Annotated in this window: 27 protein-coding genes and 1 pseudogene; 18 read left to right on the top strand and 10 right to left on the bottom strand. The window is 44.0% G+C overall.

The window, feature by feature from the left end; all coding sequences use genetic code 11:
* From FYJ45_RS06405 to FYJ45_RS06395, 3 genes are read left to right on the top strand one after another with little or no spacing between them, the layout of a single operon-like run.
* Positions 1–861, top strand: a complete 861-nt coding sequence (locus FYJ45_RS06405) for an ABC transporter ATP-binding protein (RefSeq protein WP_154463935.1) — start codon at positions 1–3, stop codon at positions 859–861.
* Entirely contained in the window at positions 858–1,505 is a 648-nt protein-coding gene (locus tag FYJ45_RS06400; protein WP_154463934.1) for an ABC-2 transporter permease, read from the top strand. Before FYJ45_RS06405 ends, FYJ45_RS06400 begins: the two co-directional genes overlap by 4 nt.
* A gap of 12 nt (positions 1,506–1,517) precedes the next feature.
* On the top strand, positions 1,518–1,703 hold the full coding sequence (locus FYJ45_RS06395) for a DUF4177 domain-containing protein (protein WP_154463933.1): 186 nt from the start codon (positions 1,518–1,520) through the stop codon (positions 1,701–1,703).
* Between the two features lie 68 nt (positions 1,704–1,771).
* On the opposite strand, the gene FYJ45_RS06390 is transcribed toward FYJ45_RS06395, so the two are convergent.
* The 5 genes and pseudogenes from FYJ45_RS06390 to FYJ45_RS06370 form a co-directional block, all read right to left on the bottom strand.
* The gene (locus FYJ45_RS06390) at positions 1,772–1,978 is read right to left on the bottom strand and encodes a hypothetical protein (protein ID WP_023043140.1); all 207 of its coding nucleotides are present in this window, start codon (positions 1,976–1,978) and stop codon (positions 1,772–1,774) included.
* 30 nt (positions 1,979–2,008) lie between these two features.
* Positions 2,009–2,350, bottom strand: coding sequence for a YxeA family protein (locus FYJ45_RS06385; RefSeq protein WP_154463932.1), 342 nt, complete (start codon positions 2,348–2,350; stop codon positions 2,009–2,011).
* 108 nt (positions 2,351–2,458) lie between these two features.
* Positions 2,459–3,253 (bottom strand): ABC transporter permease, encoded by a 795-nt coding sequence (locus FYJ45_RS06380; protein WP_103732911.1) that lies wholly within the window; start codon positions 3,251–3,253, stop codon positions 2,459–2,461.
* An 11-nt stretch (positions 3,254–3,264) separates the two neighbouring features.
* Positions 3,265–4,050: an ABC transporter permease gene (locus tag FYJ45_RS06375; protein WP_154463931.1), complete on the bottom strand. Its 786-nt coding sequence runs from the start codon at positions 4,048–4,050 to the stop codon at positions 3,265–3,267.
* Positions 4,043–4,657 (bottom strand): annotated as a pseudogene (locus FYJ45_RS06370) (ATP-binding cassette domain-containing protein); the annotation flags it as partial. The gene FYJ45_RS06375 and the pseudogene FYJ45_RS06370, both read right to left, overlap by 8 nt.
* A 109-nt stretch (positions 4,658–4,766) precedes the next feature.
* Between FYJ45_RS06370 and FYJ45_RS06365 the strand changes: the two are divergent.
* Positions 4,767–5,765 (top strand): sensor histidine kinase, encoded by a 999-nt coding sequence (locus tag FYJ45_RS06365; RefSeq protein ID WP_235930631.1) that lies wholly within the window; start codon positions 4,767–4,769, stop codon positions 5,763–5,765.
* Between the two features lie 116 nt (positions 5,766–5,881).
* Here FYJ45_RS06365 and FYJ45_RS06360 read toward each other — a convergent pair whose 3' ends face one another.
* The 4 genes from FYJ45_RS06360 to FYJ45_RS06345 all read right to left on the bottom strand — a co-directional run bounded on the left by FYJ45_RS06360 (position 5,882) and on the right by FYJ45_RS06345 (position 8,484).
* Entirely contained in the window at positions 5,882–6,091 is a 210-nt protein-coding gene (locus FYJ45_RS06360; protein WP_154463930.1) for a hypothetical protein, read from the bottom strand.
* Positions 6,092–6,182: 91 nt separating this feature from the next.
* A complete protein-coding gene (locus FYJ45_RS06355; protein ID WP_154463929.1) occupies positions 6,183–6,626 on the bottom strand; it encodes a helix-turn-helix domain-containing protein in 444 nt (147 codons plus the stop codon).
* A 106-nt stretch (positions 6,627–6,732) separates the two neighbouring features.
* Positions 6,733–7,488 carry a hypothetical protein gene (locus tag FYJ45_RS06350; protein WP_154463928.1) on the bottom strand — a complete coding sequence of 252 codons (756 nt, stop codon included), beginning with the start codon at positions 7,486–7,488 and terminating at the stop codon, positions 6,733–6,735.
* Between the two features lie 15 nt (positions 7,489–7,503).
* On the bottom strand, positions 7,504–8,484 hold the full coding sequence (locus FYJ45_RS06345; RefSeq protein ID WP_154463927.1) for a MarR family transcriptional regulator: 981 nt from the start codon (positions 8,482–8,484) through the stop codon (positions 7,504–7,506).
* 313 nt (positions 8,485–8,797) lie between these two features.
* On the opposite strand from FYJ45_RS06345, the gene srtB reads away from it, so the two are divergent.
* The 8 genes from srtB (at position 8,798) to FYJ45_RS06305 (ending at position 15,664) form a co-directional block, all read left to right on the top strand.
* A complete protein-coding gene (srtB, locus tag FYJ45_RS06340; protein WP_276924693.1) occupies positions 8,798–9,571 on the top strand; it encodes a class B sortase in 774 nt (257 codons plus the stop codon).
* Positions 9,572–9,805: 234 nt separating this feature from the next.
* A complete protein-coding gene (locus tag FYJ45_RS06335) occupies positions 9,806–10,750 on the top strand; it encodes a substrate-binding domain-containing protein (protein WP_154463925.1) in 945 nt (314 codons plus the stop codon).
* Between the two features lie 251 nt (positions 10,751–11,001).
* Entirely contained in the window at positions 11,002–12,033 is a 1,032-nt protein-coding gene (locus tag FYJ45_RS06330) for an alpha/beta hydrolase (protein WP_154463924.1), read from the top strand.
* 130 nt (positions 12,034–12,163) lie between these two features.
* Entirely contained in the window at positions 12,164–12,676 is a 513-nt protein-coding gene (locus FYJ45_RS06325; protein WP_235930629.1) for an MATE family efflux transporter, read from the top strand.
* A 31-nt stretch (positions 12,677–12,707) separates the two neighbouring features.
* Positions 12,708–13,412 (top strand): carboxylesterase family protein, encoded by a 705-nt coding sequence (locus FYJ45_RS06320; RefSeq protein WP_154463923.1) that lies wholly within the window; start codon positions 12,708–12,710, stop codon positions 13,410–13,412.
* 126 nt (positions 13,413–13,538) lie between these two features.
* Positions 13,539–14,441: a serine hydrolase domain-containing protein gene (locus tag FYJ45_RS06315; RefSeq protein ID WP_154463922.1), complete on the top strand. Its 903-nt coding sequence runs from the start codon at positions 13,539–13,541 to the stop codon at positions 14,439–14,441.
* 76 nt (positions 14,442–14,517) lie between these two features.
* Positions 14,518–14,757 carry a hypothetical protein gene (locus tag FYJ45_RS06310; RefSeq protein WP_154463921.1) on the top strand — a complete coding sequence of 80 codons (240 nt, stop codon included), beginning with the start codon at positions 14,518–14,520 and terminating at the stop codon, positions 14,755–14,757.
* A 154-nt stretch (positions 14,758–14,911) separates the two neighbouring features.
* Positions 14,912–15,664, top strand: a complete 753-nt coding sequence (locus FYJ45_RS06305; RefSeq protein WP_154463920.1) for an alpha/beta hydrolase family protein — start codon at positions 14,912–14,914, stop codon at positions 15,662–15,664.
* 185 nt (positions 15,665–15,849) lie between these two features.
* Here FYJ45_RS06305 and FYJ45_RS06300 read toward each other — a convergent pair whose 3' ends face one another.
* Positions 15,850–17,592, bottom strand: a complete 1,743-nt coding sequence (locus tag FYJ45_RS06300) for an FUSC family protein (protein WP_154463919.1) — start codon at positions 17,590–17,592, stop codon at positions 15,850–15,852.
* 191 nt (positions 17,593–17,783) lie between these two features.
* Here FYJ45_RS06300 and FYJ45_RS06295 point away from each other — a divergent pair, with 191 nt between their 5' ends.
* The 6 genes from FYJ45_RS06295 (at position 17,784) to FYJ45_RS31375 (ending at position 19,752) form a co-directional block, all read left to right on the top strand.
* Positions 17,784–18,230: a MarR family winged helix-turn-helix transcriptional regulator gene (locus FYJ45_RS06295; protein ID WP_154463918.1), complete on the top strand. Its 447-nt coding sequence runs from the start codon at positions 17,784–17,786 to the stop codon at positions 18,228–18,230.
* 56 nt (positions 18,231–18,286) lie between these two features.
* Positions 18,287–18,676 (top strand): cache domain-containing protein, encoded by a 390-nt coding sequence (locus tag FYJ45_RS06290; protein ID WP_154463917.1) that lies wholly within the window; start codon positions 18,287–18,289, stop codon positions 18,674–18,676.
* Between the two features lie 126 nt (positions 18,677–18,802).
* Positions 18,803–19,117, top strand: coding sequence for a cache domain-containing protein (locus FYJ45_RS30445; RefSeq protein WP_235930628.1), 315 nt, complete (start codon positions 18,803–18,805; stop codon positions 19,115–19,117).
* The gene (locus FYJ45_RS06285; RefSeq protein ID WP_235930627.1) at positions 19,114–19,350 is read left to right on the top strand and encodes a DUF3848 domain-containing protein; all 237 of its coding nucleotides are present in this window, start codon (positions 19,114–19,116) and stop codon (positions 19,348–19,350) included. Before FYJ45_RS30445 ends, FYJ45_RS06285 begins: the two co-directional genes overlap by 4 nt.
* Before the next feature lie 69 nt (positions 19,351–19,419).
* The gene (locus tag FYJ45_RS30440) at positions 19,420–19,560 is read left to right on the top strand and encodes a hypothetical protein (protein WP_235930626.1); all 141 of its coding nucleotides are present in this window, start codon (positions 19,420–19,422) and stop codon (positions 19,558–19,560) included.
* A gap of 9 nt (positions 19,561–19,569) precedes the next feature.
* The gene (locus tag FYJ45_RS31375) at positions 19,570–19,752 is read left to right on the top strand and encodes a hypothetical protein (RefSeq protein WP_408609489.1); all 183 of its coding nucleotides are present in this window, start codon (positions 19,570–19,572) and stop codon (positions 19,750–19,752) included.
* The last annotated feature ends 1 nt before the right edge of the window (position 19,753 follow it).

Below are 19,753 nucleotides of genomic sequence, written 5' to 3'. Positions count from 1 at the left end.
ATGGACACAATCTTACGGGTGGAAAATTTAACGAAAAAGTATGCCGGATTTCAGTTAGACCATGTTTCGTTTGACCTTCCGAAAGGAACGATTATGGGACTGATTGGCGAGAATGGAGCCGGAAAGAGTACAACGATCAATGCAATTCTTGATCTGATTAAGAAAGATGACGGTACGGTTACTTTTTGGGGACAGGAATTATCCTCATCCAAACAGTTGAAGGAGGATATCGGCGTTGTATTCGATGGAGTCAATTTTTATGAAACATTGACGCCTGCGAAAGTGGGTAAGATTTCTGAAAAAGCCTACAAACAATGGGATGAGTTCCTGTACCGGGATTATCTGAAACGTTTCGGGCTTCCGTTGGATAAAGAGATCAAAACACTTTCTAAAGGCATGAAAATGAAATTATGTATCGCTGTGGCGCTTTCTCATAAACCAAAGCTGTTAATTTTGGATGAGGCAACCAGTGGTTTGGACCCGGTTATGCGGGACGATATCCTTGATGTCTTTTTGAATTTCGTGCAGGATGAAAACCATTCCATTCTGATGTCCTCCCATATCACAACGGATTTAGAAAAGGTTGCCGACTATATTACTTTTATTCATCAGGGAAAAGTCCTGTTTTGCAAGACAAAGGATGAACTGCGCTACAAATATGGAATCATCCGCTGCGGTGCAGCCGTTTTCGATCAGATTGATAAAGCGGAGATCCTCGCTTACCGCAAAGACGATTACCAGTGGAATGTGCTGGTGGCTGATAAAGAAAAGGCCAGGAAAAAATATAAAGCGGCCGTCGTTGATGATGCTACGATTGACGATATTCTGCTGCTGTATGTGAAAGGAGAGCGGGCAAAATGAAAAGCCTTATATTGAAAGATTTATATAATATCGGACACAATACAAAATCTATGCTGTTTATACTTGCGGTGTTTGCTGTGGCTTTTATTCCTACCTCTGGTGTGGGAGCATATATTTTCATCTGCGGCATCTTATGCAGTATGATGATCGTAACCACTTTTTCTTTTGACGATAACTCCAAATGGGCGCGATATGCTATGATAATGCCCATTTCAAAAAGAGATTTAGTGATTGGAAAGTTTATTGTCCTAGCAATCTTTTGTGCGATTGGAAGTGTATTCGGCTTGGCTATAGGCTTGATCGGCGGAGGCATAGCAGGCAAAATTACATTCAGCCCTGCCGCTATTGTGGAACTGCTGTTTTTAACCTTAGCGGCAACAGTAATTTCCCTCATTTTTGGAAGTATGTCAATCCCGCTGGTGTTTAAATTTGGAGCCGAAAAAGGGCGAGTTTTGCTATTGGTATCGTTCCTCATTCCAGCAGCAATTTGTTTTGGGGTATATAAGCTGTTTGCAATACTGGGCGTGGAACTGACGGATCAGACGGTGTTTATCCTTTTATGCTGTTCTCCGCTTATCGCGTTGGTTTGGGGTTATGGAATGTATCAGATCAGTTATCGGATTTTTTTGAAACAAGAATTGTAAGGAGAGGTTGCTATGAAAAAATATGAGTATGTTAATATCGAATATTCGGCAAAAGGTGCGGTGTTTTCTTATATTGAAAAGCATAGAGATATCATAGATAGTTATGCGGATAAAGGCTTTCGATACGTCGGTTTTGTCCCTACGGAAGTTGGGGCAAACGGCTGTATCAGAAAGATTGACTTGATTTTTGAAAAGTAGAAAACGCGGTGACTTTGATTTTGTCAAAGTCACCGCAAATACGTATTTGAAGCTATTTATGGTTCTCATCAATCAGAGCCATGAAAGAAGTTCGCAAGTGAACGGAATATATTGTCCGTTGCTTCTGCAAGACTATCAAAAAAATTGTCTTTTGCTTCCACTAAATTCTCAATAACAATGTCTGTGTCATATGCTAAATCTCTGCATGTATTGGAGCAACCCGTCATTAGCATAAGGCATACCAAACACAGAAAAAGTGATAAATATTTTTTCATTTGATTTCTCCGTTTGGAAGGGCCTCTGAACTACTGGTTATAATACTGCTGAACCTTAGCAGGCAATTCCTCATATTTTACTTCCGCCCAGGTCACCACACCCCGAATAAAATTGACTTTCAGACATAGGAACGCATCATCGGTCAAAATACGGCTTGTTTCAAACACAACGTCCTTTTCATTTCCGTTCTTATCGTAGGCCGCCAGCGTGTATTTATAATTCATTGCTCCATGCGGAGCGATTTCCTGTACCCATCTGTTATCTATTTGCGTATAGTAGTCGTCATTTTGGGTCGCAAGAAAAGCGCCCCCCATGCAGACGGCAACTAATATTGCTGCAATAATGCCTACTACAACTTTTTTTGATTTCATTTGAAAATCCTCCTATGAAATTTCTTTTTCTTTGCTGCCCATTTTAACAAAGAGCAGAATTGAGGCAAAAATAATACCCAATACAATCATCGCTTTTTTCATAACTGGCTACCTCGCACTATGATTTCTTTTTTGAACTGTTTTCCCAGAATTTTTCTTCTTTTTCTTTGCGGTGGTTACTTCACGATTTTTCGCTGTGAAAACGATAATGAATGTCACGGCCAGTATAAACAGGATAGATGCTACGCTCAACAAGATGTTTCCTGTTGGATCACTGCTTCCATCCTGATAACCAATTACGGTAAGGCCTGCTGTAATAGGATATAGATCACGCAGGCCGTGGCCGGAGGCCATCATTCCCACAAAACCATAAAAGAAAGCAAAGCCAACACCGGCCATAAAGCTGCCGCTTCTTTGAGCAGTAAAGGCAATAACAGGCATGACCGCAATATAGGAAATCATATTGATACCGATCATCTGAAAAAGCACCTGTATCATACCGCCGATAGAAAATCCGGGAAATCCGCTGGCAAAGAAAACAATGAGTGTGAACAGGAATTCGATAACGGAAAGCGCTGCCGCCATACATCCAACAGCAATCAGTTTCCCAATCAGCATTTTCCGAAAGGAAACAGGGATTGTGAGAATATTTTTCAGCGTGTCGTCTGTACGCTCCCGGTCAATGATATATCCGGCAATCAATGCGATTGTTGCAGGATATATCAGAACTAAATTGTTCCAAATTACGCTGGAAGAAAAGTTCATGAGCGTATGGGTCGCCCCGTCAGAGGCTGTTGCCATAAACCGGGCAAGCAGCACGACAGTAAACATCGTTGCTACGCCAATCCAGATTACGGAGTACCGCTTCATTTTGCTAAATTCTGTTTTTATAATACTTACCATTTTTTCTCACCTCAACTTTCGCGTTTGCTATAAATTCTGACAATCGCCAGATAAGACAGCACCCCAATAATAACGACGGTTAATGCAACAAGCCACAGAGGTAAAAAATACGGCTCCATTACAGAATAAACCGGGGTTCCGGGATCAACAAACCGCACCGCCTGCCAACGGTAAATAATAGGTGCTGGCATGATGTTTGTGATTATCTTCATCATTGGGTCTGTTGTGGCAAATAGTCCTCCATACGCAAGCATAAAGTCGAACATTGTATAAAAAAAGGTTAGAATAACCGAAAAGATATAGGAGCGGTTAAATCCGACAATCGCAATGACAACCGGCAAAATACTTGTTGTGTAAAGCAATGCTGTGATAATTGCAATCCCAAAGTTTTCCCCAATATTTGTCAACTCGCTTCCAGCAATCAGGCCGCCAACCATTGACGAAACCATGGTGGCAAAGGCAAAGATCAGCCCCAAAATATAAAGTACAGAGATTTTTGCGGTAGCAATCTTAGTTGGGGAGGTAGGGATAATGCGTAGGTTTTTCAAAGTATCGTTATCCCGTTCCATGAAAAATAGCATGGCCGCAATGATACCTAAAACAGCCGGAAGCATGATGGGCATACCCATAGTAACCAGCAAGCCAAAAACTGCTTCAAAGCCGGTAAAGTTACCCATGCTTCCAGCCAGTACAAGAGCCGTAAACGGAATTGGGAACAGAAGTGCGGCGAAAATCACAAATGATACAAAGTGTTTCCGCTTTAACTTCCGCATTTCGCATTGGATCAGTTTAAGCAATCCCCTCACCCCTTGTAATTCTCTTGAAGTAATCCTCCAAAGTATCCTCGCAGAGATGGGCTTCCCAAACGTCAATGCCAGCTTCAATAAATGTGCGGTTAATTCTCGCTACAGGCAGGGCCGTATCATAAAGATACAGATTATTGTCATCCATAAGCTGGATGTTTTTGCTCTGAAATGTTGCGGCAATAATCTGTGCAGCCTTTTGTGCATCCGATACGCAAAAATGGATGTACTTCGCGTTTTTACTCTCCAGCGCTTTTAGACTTTCTTCCTCCAGCAAATTACCGTGGTCGATAATTCCAACATCATCAGCCAACAGGGAAATTTCCGAAAGGATGTGGCTGGAAATCAAGATCGTTTTCCCTGTGGCATCGCACAATTCCCGGATAAAATCGCGCACCTCTGCAATACCGATGGGATCAAGGCCGTTGATCGGTTCATCCAAAATCAACAGTTCGGGATTGTGCATGACGGCCAATGCAATAGCTAAACGCTGCTTCATACCGAGAGAATATTGCGAAAATAATTTCTTGTCCCGGTAAGGCAGGTTGACAACTTCCAAAGCATTTTTGATGTATTGCGGGCTTTTCAATCCCCGCATAGTTCTTTTTCTGGCTGTCAATGCGCTGTTAGTAGCTTCCTATTTTGTAATAGCTTATCTAGGTAATGTGGCAACATCCAAATTTCCAATCGAGGATTTTTCAAATCATATCATGGCAACAGATGGGGAATTCAGTGCCGATACACAAGCGAAAGAAATGCTGAATAATTTTGAAGCGTGGGCTATGATCTTAGATGATGATGGCACTGTCGTTTGGGAAGAAAATCTGCCGGAAGAATTACCACGCCATTATTCCTCAATGGATATTGCCATGTTTAGTCGCTGGTATCTTGATGATTATCCGACCAATATTGCAAAACGACAGGATGGGCTTTTGGTGATCGGCTTGCCTCCAGAAAGCGTTGTGAATTACTATTTTTCTTTCAAGGCGCAATATATTTGGCCTATGCTATTCGGATTAACGGCGGTATTCTGTATCAATATTTTTTTGATGATATATTTGTTTATCCGCAATGCCCGCCGGGTAGAAAAAGCTATGGCGCCGATTTTGAGAGGCATTCGGCATCTATCAGTTGGAAAGCCTGTCCATCTGGAAGAAACCGGCGAGTTAGCAGAAATCAATGCTGGTTTGAATAAGGCCGGTGACTATTTGCTGAAAAAGGATAATACCCGTGCAGACTGGATCAGGGGAATTTCCCATGATATACGCACACCGCTTTCTGTGATTTTGGGATATGCAAGCGAAATAGAAGACACTTCTTCTTTGCCGGAAGCTGTCCGAAACCAGGCTGGGATAATCCGGAGACACAGTGAACGGCTAAAAGATTTAGTGGCTGATTTGAATTTGACAACTAAATTAGAATATTCTATGCAGCCTATGCAAAAACAAAGCCTTGACCCGATAGAGTTAGCACGTCAGGTTGTCAGTGAAGTATTGAATGATGGCCTATCAGAACTTTACGAGTTGGAATTATCAAAAGATAATCCCGGTAAAAACATCTCGATTTTCGGGGACCAGGTTTTGCTTAATCGGATGCTGAATAATTTGATAAGAAATTGTATTGTCCATAATCCCAATGGGTGTAAAATACAGATTTCTGTTGGCAGTAATGATTACGCCTTTAAAAATTCACAAAAATTAGGACAATAGCAGGATACATCGGGAAAGAAAGCAGAATCCTCCCTGGTACAATTTACTCAATCATAGCAAATGGAAGAAGTCCACTGCTTAGTCAGGTAAATTGAAGGGGAGGAGGTGCAGTATCCTTATAGAGGGAAAGAATTCTCCTTACACTGTTGTCCTTGGTTGAACGCAAGTCTTACAACTGAATATTGTTTGGCGGCCTGTTCAAAAGCGTAAACAACAAAAGCACCGATGCCTGATATTATATCGGTATCGGTGCTTTCTTCATTGCTGTTCAGGATAAAAAGCAAGCCATTTGGCTCCGTAAGTGTCCAAATAAAATCGATTTCCATACTCGTTCTGAACAAAATATTTGTTGACCTGATACCAGCCCTGCAATTCAGTCCGCAAATCTGAGTCTGGAGAAATTGGTTCCAGCCATATTCAGGTGAACTGTTGGATCTCAGATAAGAGAAGCGGTTTTCCGGATGGCAGGCTCGGTTCGGAAAATAGCTGGGGCAGCGTAAACAGCTTTTTTGCATCAGCAAACGGAATGGTCTGCCCATTTGTGAGCATTAGAGTACGATTGCCGGCATCAACCAGCATCCATCCATACTCTGCAGACCAGACTGGTTTTCCGTGAAAGATTGGAAGGGTTTCCGGAGCAATCGGTACTGATTGGGCCGAGATTCCCTGCTCTGACCGTCCGAGGAGAAAATCCGTTGTAACACCGTAGAGATCGGACATTTTCTCAAGTCCATCAATGGAAGGAGACTTGCGTTCTCCCTCCCATGCGCTTAGGGTTGGCTGAGAGACGCCGAGTTTTTCGGCAGCCTCTGTCATTTTCAGATTATTGATAAGTCTTGCCTGTTTGAATTGCCTTGGCATCTGTCCACCACCTTTGCTTTTTTGCTTATTTGAATACCATCAGTTGCTTATAATACAATTTACAGTTCGTTTGCAGTCTTATTTGCAGTTCATTTTTTGCTGAAATTTAATTGGCTATGTACATGTTATTGTAAATGTCGAGAATCGAATCTTTTGAACGGTGAATTCCGATATCTTCCAGCCGGATGTCCGTTTCGCGCATTTGCGCAATAAAGTTTTGGATGTCCGCTCCAACAGAGGGTGGTACTGAAACCTTCAGGTCTTCCCGGATTAGCGGAAAAAGGCGGAATACATCTAAACGGTGCTTACGGATATCACGGGAATTTACATGAAGTCCTTGTTCCTTTTTATCCTTTAGATCAAGCCACGCTTTCATTTTTAGGGGAATGATGTGTTCGGCATCCAGAATAGAGATACCATCCGTGATGGTTTTCCCATCCAAAAGGAAATGATAGTAGTCGTCATTCAGAAGGATCGCCGACAGGCTGGATACTTCATCATCAATATGCAAGGGCATGAGATGGGAATCTGGCTGAAGCTTCACATGATTCTGCGGTCTTGAGAAAAGCTCTATCATTTTAGGATAAGATGGGTTGGTAGGGTCAATAAAGCGATAGAACTCAGGCTGGCCAGTGCTTCGCTGTCTGGCGTGGTAGCCTCCGGCTTCGATGAAATCCCAGAATGCTTTTGCAAATTCTGTAGTCAGGGCTTCCACGGTAATTACCATGTCGATATCAACGGTCTGGCGGAAGTCAAGTCCGGCGTCTGACATAAGCAGGTCGCAGGCGAATCCTCCGATAACCGTATACTGGTCCTTAAAATTGTTAAAATGCTCTCTGAAAATATCTATTCCTTTTACCATAAGTGTTTCTCCCTGTTATTCCTCATACTTGATAGGAAGTTCGTGCTTTTCCCTTATATCATCCAGTCCCATTTGAATCCGTTCATTTGGATTGTCCTTCAAACTTAACAGCAACGAGATGTCATCAACCCGACCGCCGTTTGCCAGTAAGGTCGGATCGTAGCGCCACACTTCGAGGATGCGTCCTCCGAAATCCCGGAAATCCTGTTCAGAAATAATTTCTGCAGCCGGTATCCCGGCGCCGCCCTTTTTTGAGATGGCAGCTGCTCCGTCCTGTTCATCTGCACCGACCATTGAGATATCTGCCAGGGCAATGACGCCGCTTTTCGGCAATGCTGCATCGTGAAAGGATGCCCTCACATATATAAGCCTTTCCACCGGTGATTTCAAGCGGGGATACCCTTTCTTTAGAAATTCAGGCTTTTCAAAGGCAGGGGCAATCCATTTGTTTGTTCCCTCGGTCTTGCAAGTGATAAGTCCGGAAGCGGTAAGATCGTCGATTGCCCTGGTGCAGGTTGCTTTGGAAAGGGAAAGCTCCTTGGATATCTGTGTCAGATTTGTTGTATTAGTGGTCTTCAAATAATATAAATACAAGAATACAAGCTGGGTTCCAGGAGCCATTTTATCCGGGACAGTTGTTTCCGCTTTGAATTTTTCCAAAAAGGAGCAGCCCCAGAAAGGAAGATAGACCTGCTGTGACTGTGAAATAAATGGTATATTACTTTCAATCAGGTTGCGTCGCTGCTTGGATGTGATATTTTCAAGGCACAGCGCACAGGGAAAATCACAGATTTCCTGAAATTTTGTCAGCTGTTTTTTTAATGTTGGAAGCCTCCAGGAAGAATCAATGGGAGACAGCAGCACACACCGGCTTTTTTTCCAGGACAGGATTTGGATTTTATATCCATCACGGATAAAAAAGGGCGTTTTGTCTGGATAATCAAATTCTGAAACATCAATATTGGCCCCAAATATTGTTTTCAAAAAATCAAACATGGGTTCCTCCTTTCATGGCTTCTGTCAGTTCGTTTCATTGGAAAGTCATTATACCACAATCAATGAAACATGTCAAATTTGAATGAAACAATATAAGTCATCTGAGCGCGTTTGGAATAAATAAGCCCAGACTTATATAATATGCGCTGGGCGAACAGGAATTATTAGCCAGTCATTTTTGATTTGCTGAGTTTTCAATTCTATTTGTAACATCATTTTGAAAAAATGGAGAGAGAGTCGCTAAATTCGTTGTAGATTATCCTCCCGGATCGTGTAATGAAAATAAGGAGGCGAATGGACATGAAGAAAAAAAATAATTTGTATCATATTGATTTTGATATTTGCAAGCGGTATTGTGATAAGCGCCATTCAATTATATAAGCAGTACCATGAGTATTCTGAAGGCGAGGACTCCTATACTGATTTGGAGGACTATGTGAAGCTGCCGGAGGAACCGGAGGCTCCTTCATCATCCCCAGTGAATGATGAAACTGAGTCTGGGGGACGGGAGTGGCCGGCTGTAGATTTTGCTTCCCTGCAGAAAATCAATCCGGATATCGTAGGATGGATTTATATAGAAGGAACACAAATCAATTATCCGGTTGTACAGGGTAACGATAACCGATATTACCTGAAGCATTTGTTCAGTGGTGAATGGAACGGATCCGGCTGCATCTTTCTGGACAGCAGAAACAGAGCGGATTTCTCAGACCGGCACAGCATCATCTATGGGCATCATATGAAAAATGGCAGCATGTTTTCCGGGCTTACGGAATATAAGCAGCAGGAGTTTAATGATTCACATTCTGTAGCTTTGCTGCTGACGCCGGATAAAAATTATGAGATGGAACTTTTCGCCGGATATGTGGCCAGTGTCCAGGATAAAGCCTGGGAGTTGGCTTTCCCCTCAGACCCAGATTTTACAGAGTGGCTGGATAAGACAAAAGAACGCTCATGCTTTACCAGCGGAATTACTCCGGCAGTCACAGACCGGATCCTGACGCTCTCCACCTGCAGCTACGAGTTTAACAATGCCAGGATTGTATTATTGGGCGTGCTAAAGCCGGAAGAAAAACAGAATAATTGATCGAATCGGGGGAATGCTATTACGAAAAAAGGTGCATTTCCCCGATGATTCGTAATGAAAATTATCTGCCCCTATATCAAGTGCAGATTACATTTCGTTTCCATAGCAAATGTTCAAATTCTGGTCGGGTTATGATAAATAAAGAGAGGAAACTATGTGGCAATTAACTTTTTTTGCGTTTTTAATATCTTTTTGTATATTTGCAGGAGTCATGGTGCGTGAGCCCAGATCATTATGGAGTGGACTGACATTCTAATTGTTATGGACACTGCCAGGGAGATGAATTATCAGCCAGGCAAAAACCAGAAAAAGAATCAGAAGACAGTTCGCAAAAGCGATGGCTTCCGTATTGGTGTGTTCTGGAACCTGCATTACATGGGGGGCCTTTTGGGCCAGTTCTATTCCGGATTTCAGGAGACGGTAAAGCAGTATCAGATAAAAGTGGAAATCGTTCTTCAGCCCTTTGAATATGATCATCTGAATGCTTTTGAGGATGCATTTTCCGGAAGGCAGTACGATGGAATTATTATAGGCGGCCTGTCGGAAAAGGACAGCGATTATCTGAGAGAGAACCTGTTTGAGATGCCGATTGTATTGATTAACCAGACATTGGAAAATTACAGCAGCGTTTATGTTGATGACTATCAGACCGGAAGACAGTGTGCGGAACTTTTTTACAAAAACGGGCATGAGCGCGCGGGAATTGTGTTCTCTGAAAACCGCAGCGCCGCCAGTGTTCTGCGGTATAATGGTTTTGCGGAGGAGTGCAGGAAATGCGGCATACAGCTAAAGGATGAATGGAAAGTATCGGGACCTGGAAACGGGATTGGCGGCTATGAAGCGGTAAAACAAATGCTGCAGTGCGCAGAATTGCCAACTGCCCTTTTTGTACAGACAAGCAGGATGAACAGCGGCATTCTTGCGGCGCTCCGTGATGGAAATATTGCGGTTCCGGGGCAGATGGAAATAATCGCCTATGGGGACGGAGATTTCAGCCAGTATCTTTACCCCACCGTAACAGTGCTTCATGTGTCGGTTTCGGAGATGGCGGCGAATGCCATGCATCTGCAGCTGACAATTCTGCAGAATGATCTTCATATCACCCTTTCCAAGCTGCATGTGACGAAATTGATTTATGGAGAAAGTTTTCAGAAAAAAACAGAACGGCAGGATCCGTAAACTGCTGTATCGTAAGATGTGAATGAAGCCGAAGGGGCGGAGCGCCCCTGAAAATGTTCCCGTATCAAGCGGCGGACTATCTGAAGATAGCGTCGCTTTTTATATAAACCGATGCTAAACTTTAGCAAAATTATTTGCCAAAACACCGGTTATGTTGGCCGCCAAAGTTAGGAGGAAAATACTGCTGCCCGCCAGAGGGCAAATTTCTAAAGAAATTGTATTTTTCTCCGTAAAACAAGGAGAAATAGGACATGGAAGACAAAAACAGTAACAATATGTTGAAAAAAGCAGTAGCGGAAGAGAGGCTGAAAGCGGTTCCCTTTTTTGAAGATGCACCCTGCTATCCGGTGGAAGAGCTGGTCCGGATGTGGCGTTTGGGACGGCAGCTTGAAGCGGAAACAGACAATAAAAACTGTATGGCACAGCTTCGGGAATTTTGCATGCTCAGGGATTCTCTTCAGAAAAAAGAAAATGCACCGCAAAGGATTTATCTGTGGCCGGATGGCAGGATGCCGGTTATGACGGAATACGAGGATAATTCAGAATGCAGATATAACCATAATCCGGACTTCAGGCCGTATCTCTATGAAATGCTGTTGCCGGAGGGCAAGGAGCCAAAGGGCGCTGTTGTAGTTTGTGCCGGCGGGGATCATGGAGATTGTGTCCTGAGTGAAGGATACCAGACCTGCCTGGATTTCAATGAGATGGGATATCACAGTTTTCTTCTGCTGAACCGTACTAACAGACGTCCCTGGACAGGGCAGGAATGCGGTGCGGATGTTGCAAGGGCAATCCGCATGATCAGGGCATCTGCCGGGCGCTATGGAATCAGGGAAAACCAGGTGGCCTTTGCGGGCTTTTCCAACGGCGGCCTGACCGGGGAAGCCTGTATCCGGTATTATTCCGGAACACAGAGAACGATGGAACATTTTCCGGATTACATGGAAGATGAACTGGACAGATACTATGGGGCGCCGGACGCTTTTCTGTGTATTTATGGTCCGCGTTATAAAGGGGCTGCATTTGATTATACAAATGTGGTGTATCCTCCCGTCTTTTTTGCAGTGGGAAGGGAAGATACGGCGCTGGATAACCTGAATGCGGTTCTTCCGGATCTGCTGGCCCATGGCGTGGAAATGGAGGTACATACTTTTGCCGGCGTACCCCACGGGCAGGGCGGAATCACTATAGTGGGAGAGAAAACGTATCCTAATTTCAAACTGTGGCTGCAGCTGGCGGATGCGTTTCTGCAGGATGTATTTCAAAGGCAGAGGCAAAAGTAAAACGAAGTAAAAGGGCAGAGGAAGGCTGAACTGCTGCAGGAAAATGACAGGGCAATGACAGAATAATAAGTAATGACAAAATAATAAGGTAATAACAGGATAAGGAAGGATAAAAGGAAGGATAGAAGGAATGCAATTAAACAGCAAGCTGAAATTATATTTGGGAACATCGGAATTTTATAAAAGGATGGGAATCATAGCTGTTCCCATTGCCCTGCAGAGCCTGATTTCCATAGGGGTCAATATGATGGATACCGTAATGCTGGGGGCGTTGGGGGAGGTGGCGTTGTCAGCCTCGTCCCTGGCCAACCAGTTCATTAACATCTACCACGTATGCTGTATGGGAATCGGCATGGGGGCTTCGGTTATGGTGGCCAGGTTCTGGGGGATGCGGGATTCCCAATCGCTGAAACAGTCCATTACCATCATGCTCCGATTGTGTATTGTATTCGGCCTGCTGTTTATGGCGGCTACGATTCTGGCGCCTGGGGCATTGATGCGGATTTACACACCGGATCCGGACATTATCAGGGAAGGAATCCGCTATTTTAACTGGTCCGTGCCCACCTATCTTTTGCTGGGGCTGTCGCTTACCTGTACGATTGTGCTAAGAAGCGTGGGGCAGGCAAAAATACCGGGATAAAAATATTGGCTATCGGGTAAAGGATCTGTTGATGGACTGCCATGGGCTGGTGAATGAATTCTATGCAGGCGATCCGCTGCTTTACGGTTTTAGGAAGGAAACTGCCCATATTCCCATGCTGGTAGGTTCCGTATTCGGAGAGATGGCTTCTTTTGTTCCGGGAAATGCTGATAAGAAGAAAATGCCGGAGGAAGCGGAAATAAGGGGCGTGGAGGAGGTGCTGGGAGCCGAAGCAGCAGCTTTGCTGATTCCCCTGTTTAAACAGGCATATCCGGAAAGACATATCAGCGATCTTACCCGTATGGATTACATTTTCAGGAATGGCATACATAAATATATCCGTATGAGAAGCGGACTCAACCAGTGTACCTATTCCTACATGTTCAACCACGATATGCCCATCGAAGGCGGTTCCACGCCCTGGCACTGTGCTGATATTTCATATGTGTTCCACAATACGGAGTTTGTGCCGTCCGCCCAGGAGGAATGCGCGGAGAAACTGGAAAAACTGATTTTCGATACGGTAATGGCATTTGCACACAGCGGTAATCCGAATCACCCCGGGCTGCCTGAATGGCCGGCAAGCACGCCTGAGAAAGAACAGACTATGGTTTTTGATGTAAAGCCGAAGCTTCGCTGTAACTATGATCATGAACTCATGCCATTATATAAGAAGTATTTACAGCCGGTATTTGAGAAAAACAGGGCTAAAATTACGGAGAAGGCCCAGCATTAGAATTAGCCAGATTGAATATGCAAACATCCGGGCAGGGTTTATTTCCTGCCCGAATGTTTACTGGGCTGTTTCGGGCAAATTTATGCGGAAGAAATTGCGGCGCTGAACATAGAACCTTCTGAAAATATGAAGAAGCTGACAATAGAGCATGCCCTGATGATGGCAAATGGAATGTCTGTACAGCCGCCGTCAGGGGAAGAGCTCCTTACCAATTATCTGTCATCTGACTTTGATCATGAACCCGGGACCAGATTCCTGTATAATACCACAGGTTCCTGTATGCTGGGAGCTGCCGTGGAAAAAGCAACGGGGAGAAATGTAAGAGAATATCTGACAGAAGAAATTTTGAATAAAATCGGTGTTGAATCAGATAAGCTGGAGTGGATGACTTTTCATAAAAATCATATCCATGCGGCGCCCGGTGTTGCTTCCAGCACGGAAAACAACCTGCGGCTGGGTATGCTTTATCTTCAAAACGGACAATGGGACGGAGAGCAGCTGATTGATCCGGAATGGATAAATAAAGCCACTACGCGAAGAATCCATACGGAAGTAATCAATAAAGAATCACATTTGGATAATGGCGCAGGTTATGGCTATCAGCTGTGGATTTGCCCTGAGAAAGATACGTTTAAGTTTGCGGGTGGCCATGGACAGGATGTGATTATGAGCAGAACGAATGATCTGACAATTTCAGTTAACCAGTCTGCTGATGACGGAGGCTCCCGTGCGGAAAATGAGATCATAAGTAAATATCTGCTGCGTCCGACGCTTCCCTCAGGGGCGCTGGCAGAGGATGAAGAAGGCTACCGGTTATTGTGTAATTACATTAGTACCCTAAAAGTTAAAAAACGCAAAAGCAATCGCATTCCGGAGAATTTAAACCGCTGGAACGGTATATATCGCGTTACCTCCGGGGCCTTTCATATAAATACGGAGCTGCGGCTGGTGGATGACAACAATGTATATACGGATTTTTATGATCACGAAGATGTAAATGTAAAGGAAGTTTCCATATATTATAAATAATATGCTTGAACTGGTTTTTGATGATGGGACATACAGGACATGTATCCATGCTTATCTGGACGGAGAATTGAGGCCCGTGTACAGCAAAGGAGCAATTCCAATCTATACATGGACGGTATCTACGGCCTTTGCTGATGCAGAGGAACTGGTAGTGGAAACAAAATTCCTGCAAACCTGTTTCTGGACGAAATTAATTTTCAGCGAAACTAAGGATGGAAAATATAAAGTACAGGTATATAAGGAACGCCTTCATGAGGATAATCCATACATTTATCTTGAAGCGGAACTGGTAAAAACGGAAAAATGGACAGGTTGAATTACACCTGTCCTTTTTCATGAGATAAAAAAAGAAAACATAGCATGAATAATAAACGGTGCAGTGTAGGGACGAATATGGTATTATAATTAATAAAATCCGTAAATATTAAGGTGACGGAATACCACTGAAAAAGAAAGGAAGATACAAATATATGGATATCAATATCAAACGAGACGGCCTGACCCTGCGGGGAAGACTGGAGCGGCCGGACACGGAAAGCAAATGTCCGGCAGTCATCATTTTTCATGGCTTTACCGGAGATTTGGGTTATGAAAGGGACGGACTTTTCCAGGCATTAGCAGACATGCTGACAGAAAACGGAATTGCTGTGGTACGATTTGATTTTAACGGGCATGGTAAGAGCGATGGCAGTTTTACGGATATGAATGTCCTGAATGAAATTGAGGATGCCATAGCAATTCTTGAATATGTGAGGAAGCTGGATTTCGTGACGGAAATCTATGTAATCGGACACTCTCAGGGAGGTGTGGTTGCAGGCATGCTGGCAGGTTATTATCCGGATGTGATTCATAAACTGGTCCTGCTGGCTCCGGCGGCTACGCTGAAGGATGATGCGCAGAAGGGTGTCTGCATGGATGCGGTTTATGATACGCAGCATATTCCGGATACGGTATGTGTGGGCGGCGAACATGTAGTGGGCGGCCATTATTTCCGGATAGCAAAGCTGCTTCCGATTTATGAAGTGACCGGTAATTACCAGGGACCTGCGTTGGTAATTCATGGCATCCATGATGCGGTGGTTGATGCATCTGCAGCCGTCCGGTATCATGAATGTCTGGAAAACTGCAGGCTGGAGCTGATGGAAGGGATTGATCATGGGCTTCAGGGGGATGAGTATGCGCAGATGGTTAAAGCTGTAGTTAATTTTCTGTGTACAGAATAATTATCAGGATAGTTTATATTAACTGATGCGCTTAAAGGAAGGCTGAAAGAATACGCCATATCCTGTTACAGCTACGGCTGCTGTCAGCCGCTGCCTTGCCGGATTGGCGCCCGGCCTTCCAACAGGATTGTGGGTTCCCGGCACCCTGCATCACTCCGCAAACACCAAATAATTACAATATGACATCATGTGGCAAGATGCCCGGATTCAAAGACAGGCGCATCTGCCCTCTCAGGAATCCGGCCGCGGTGTGCCTGACGTACCTTCGCCCTGTATTCGGCGAGCAAAGCCGGGAGCTCACCCCATTCCTCCAAATGGGCATTGGAGGTAAGCTTTTCTTCCTGCAGATGGGCCTGGATTACAAGATTATAGTATAACTGGGTATCCACATGCTCAGAATGGCATACTTTTGTCAGCAATTCTGTTATGCCCTTATACTTTTTCATCAGCTGCCTGGTTGCCATGGCACGCGTATAAGGAAAGAGCAGGCAGTTGATTACATATGCGACGGCAATCCCCGCCACTATATATCCGATACGAATAAGAAAAATATTTCCAACCGCCTGAAAATCAAAAGCGCTCATAAACACCGCGCCGCCCAGCGCGCCGATAGTAGAGCATGCAAAGGTTTCCGTATAATCCGTAAAATAAAAAGAAAGATAACCGGATAACATCATAACTGCAGTGCGTCCTGCGGAGGAAGGGATAAATGTGTAAATAACGACTGATAGCAGTCCTCCAATCACTGTAGCAAGGAATCTTTTTTTCATTTTCACGGGAACATCATCCGCGTAGGGAAGTGATACGGATGCCAGAGTAAACAAAAGCCATTTTCCATGCGGAAGTGCAAGAAGCTGCACCAATAATGTGGCGCAGGATAAAAGCAGTGCGATCCGCAGCGCATAGACTGCCCTCACCGGACTTAAATCCAGCGCTGCCTGGAGCCGTACTTTAAGTGAAAGAGCTGTTTTTCTGTAGTGTGTCCGGCTCTGGGGATCAGTCATATGAAGAAGGCGGTCCCGGATATAAACAAAGCTGTTATAAAGAAGCCGGGCAGTCTTATCATCTTTTAATTCATAAAACAAAGAAGTCTCCAGAGAAGGGAGAACATGGCCTTCCTGCTGAAGAAAAATACGCATCTGGTTCAGCAGCCTGACAATTTCTGAAAGAAATATTTTATCCTGCCCGGATAATGTTTCAGGAAACTCCTGTATCAGGATCATCAGATGCTCTAGTCCGCGTCCTGCGTCTATCATGGAAAAACCGGCATCGGAAACACATAAGGTTTTTTTCCTCCGCTCATAGACTGTCCGGCTTAAACGGCATAATTTGTGCCGCATGGCGGAAAGATCCGGCTTCTGCGGATTTCCGGCTGTCCGCTGTGATATATACTGACAAATATCATCAATCATTTCTGTTAAGACATCCCTGGCAGTTTCCTGCACACGTTTTCTTCCCATAACCCATTGATAGAGCATAATTGACACGGCGCCAGCGAGCATTCCGAGTATTCTCATGGGAAGCTGCCCGGCGTGTACAGGCGAAATAAAGATGAGAAACAGGTATGACAGAATATAAGGAAAATATATGTGATTGGAATATTCATAAGTAAAAGCATATAGAATCAACAGCAGCGTAAAAAAATTAATAAGAAAGGAAAATAAGGCGGGGAGGGTGGTGACCAGAAAGGTAGCGATACCCATCCATACCAATACTGCTGACTGGAGGAACAGATGCTTTACCGGAGTGGCCGTAAGGTCACGTACCATTGATGCAGACATCATAATAGTGAAAATGACAGCTACTATAGAGTTTTCAGGCCCGAATATCAGGGGAAAAATATTTACATAGGCAATAATAAAAATGAAACTCAAAGTACTGTGGCGGAAATTGCTTCGAATTCTTTCTGAGATTCCTGACAGTTTCATAATTACAGCATCTCCTTTATAATGGGTTTATTTATGGAAGTATGATTGACTTTTCGTCTTTTTAAAAGTAGAATAGAGAAAAATTGTAACATTTCTAAAAAAGTCATATTTTGTTTACTAATTTCTTAGAATATCACTGCGGAATTCTTTTGTCAACATGGAGCGAGGAGAATGGAAACGGAGTAGAGGGAATGGAAACAGAAAAAACTGCGGAAAAATTTGTACAGAATCTGCTTTTGGTCATGCCGGTATGGAATTCCAAACTGGTCCGGCCGTTTAAAGACAGCCTGAATGGAGAAATGAGCCTGGAAACCTATTATTGCCTGGAAACCTTAAAGTCTCTGGGAGTGGTTACGATGACAGAACTGGCGCAGCATTTGAAGGTTCCCAAGCAGCAGGTGACGAAACTGGTTGATAATCTGTATCAATACCAGTTTGTAGAACGGGCACATGTGGAAGGTGACCGGAGAAGGATATCAATTCGCCTGACTGCGAAAGCGGTTGACTATCTTGATGAGTATTACCTTAAGAATACGGCATTTATCCGGATGCTGGAAGAAAAGCTTACGGAGGAAGAGCTTCTAAGCCTTAACGATGCTATGCTGACGCTGAAACAAATCTTGCCCGAGCTGAAGTAGAAAGAGTACGGGAAGGTGAAAGAAACAGTGAAAAAATTGCGCTGGTAAAAACCAATTTGCTTGTATGCACCGTAATTATTCTGGGCTTTGCAGTCGCCTCGCTGATTAGCTATCACTCCAATCAGGGGTTATTTAAGCAGGAAACGGAAAATGTATCCAATCTGACTGCCGAGGGAATTTATCATAAGATTGAATCCATTTTTACAAAGCCTGTCAGTATTTCGCTTACCATGGCAAATGACAGCCTTCTGAAACAGTTTTTGTCGGAAGAAGCCGAGCGGAAGGACGAGAAGGAGTATATTGCAACCCTGCAGAACTATCTTCGTACATATAAAGATAAATACGGCTATGACTCTGCCTTTCTGGTATCAGCCGAAACAAACCGGTATTATAATTTTAATGGTGTTGACAGGGTCCTTTTCCCGGACAATCCGGAAAATGAATAGTATTTCAGCCGGCTGGATTCAAATCAGGAGTATTACCTTAATATAGACAATGATGAGGTCGCCACGGCGGATAATGACATCACAGTCTTTATCAACTGTAAAATCAGGGATGAACAGGGAAAAGTTATGGGTGTGGTAGGTGTGGGCTTCCGCGTCAATTACATCCAGTCCATTTTCAGGGACTACGAAGAACGGTATCACATAAAGGCATTTCTTGTGGATGATGACGGGACGATTGAGATTTCCACATCCCAAACAGGATATGAAAAGACAGAACTGTTTTCGGACATCGGCTATGCGCAGCTGAAAGAGCAGGTGCTTGAGGGAAAGGAAGATACAATGACCAACGAAGAACTGAATACCAAGCTCTATGAAAAAATGTTTGCGAACAGGAACAGTTCCGGGACTGGCTGCTCACCCAGCCGCTTGCAGAGATTTTGAACCATGCCTATGAATATACGGTGCGGGAGGACATTCTGCTGTCTTTGGAATATCACGATCTGGAGGATAAACAGGCCATGGCGCTCTTAAAATCTCCCCATCCTTTGAAACAGACCTTTACCCGCTGGGAGAATAAAGAAACATCCTATATGGAAAACATCTGGGATACCGTCCAGGAGCAGGCCAAAACGGCTGAAACCAGGCAAAGGTCCAAAGCACAGAAGGAACGGTAATTGCACATTTGTCATTGCACTGCGGGACAGGTATAGTATAATAAAAATCGCAGTGAGGAGTGATGATGAATGGACGATAACTACTGTTTGCTTCCAGAGCGTATATCTGAACAGTTTTCCGAAATTGACAGCGATATTGTGATGGATCTATCCGATGCCAACCCGGAATATGCCGCCCTGAAAAGGCAGATGAAGGAGCTGCTTCACTAATATCCTTTTATAGACGGTCTGCAGGAAAGCGATGGAGAATTTCATTGTTCAGCCGAGGAACATGAGATTTTGAAAAAATTCATCCGGCTGTATATGCAGGCCGACAATATGGAACGGGAGCACATCTACTTCCGGGGGCAGGCAGACGCGTTTGCCTATCTGAAAAAGATCGGCGCTTTCAAAACAGAATAAT

The sequence above is a fragment of the Eisenbergiella porci genome (assembly GCF_009696275.1).
Taxonomy (GTDB): domain Bacteria; phylum Bacillota; class Clostridia; order Lachnospirales; family Lachnospiraceae; genus Eisenbergiella; species Eisenbergiella porci.
This window is presented reverse-complemented; position numbering and strand designations above follow the sequence as displayed.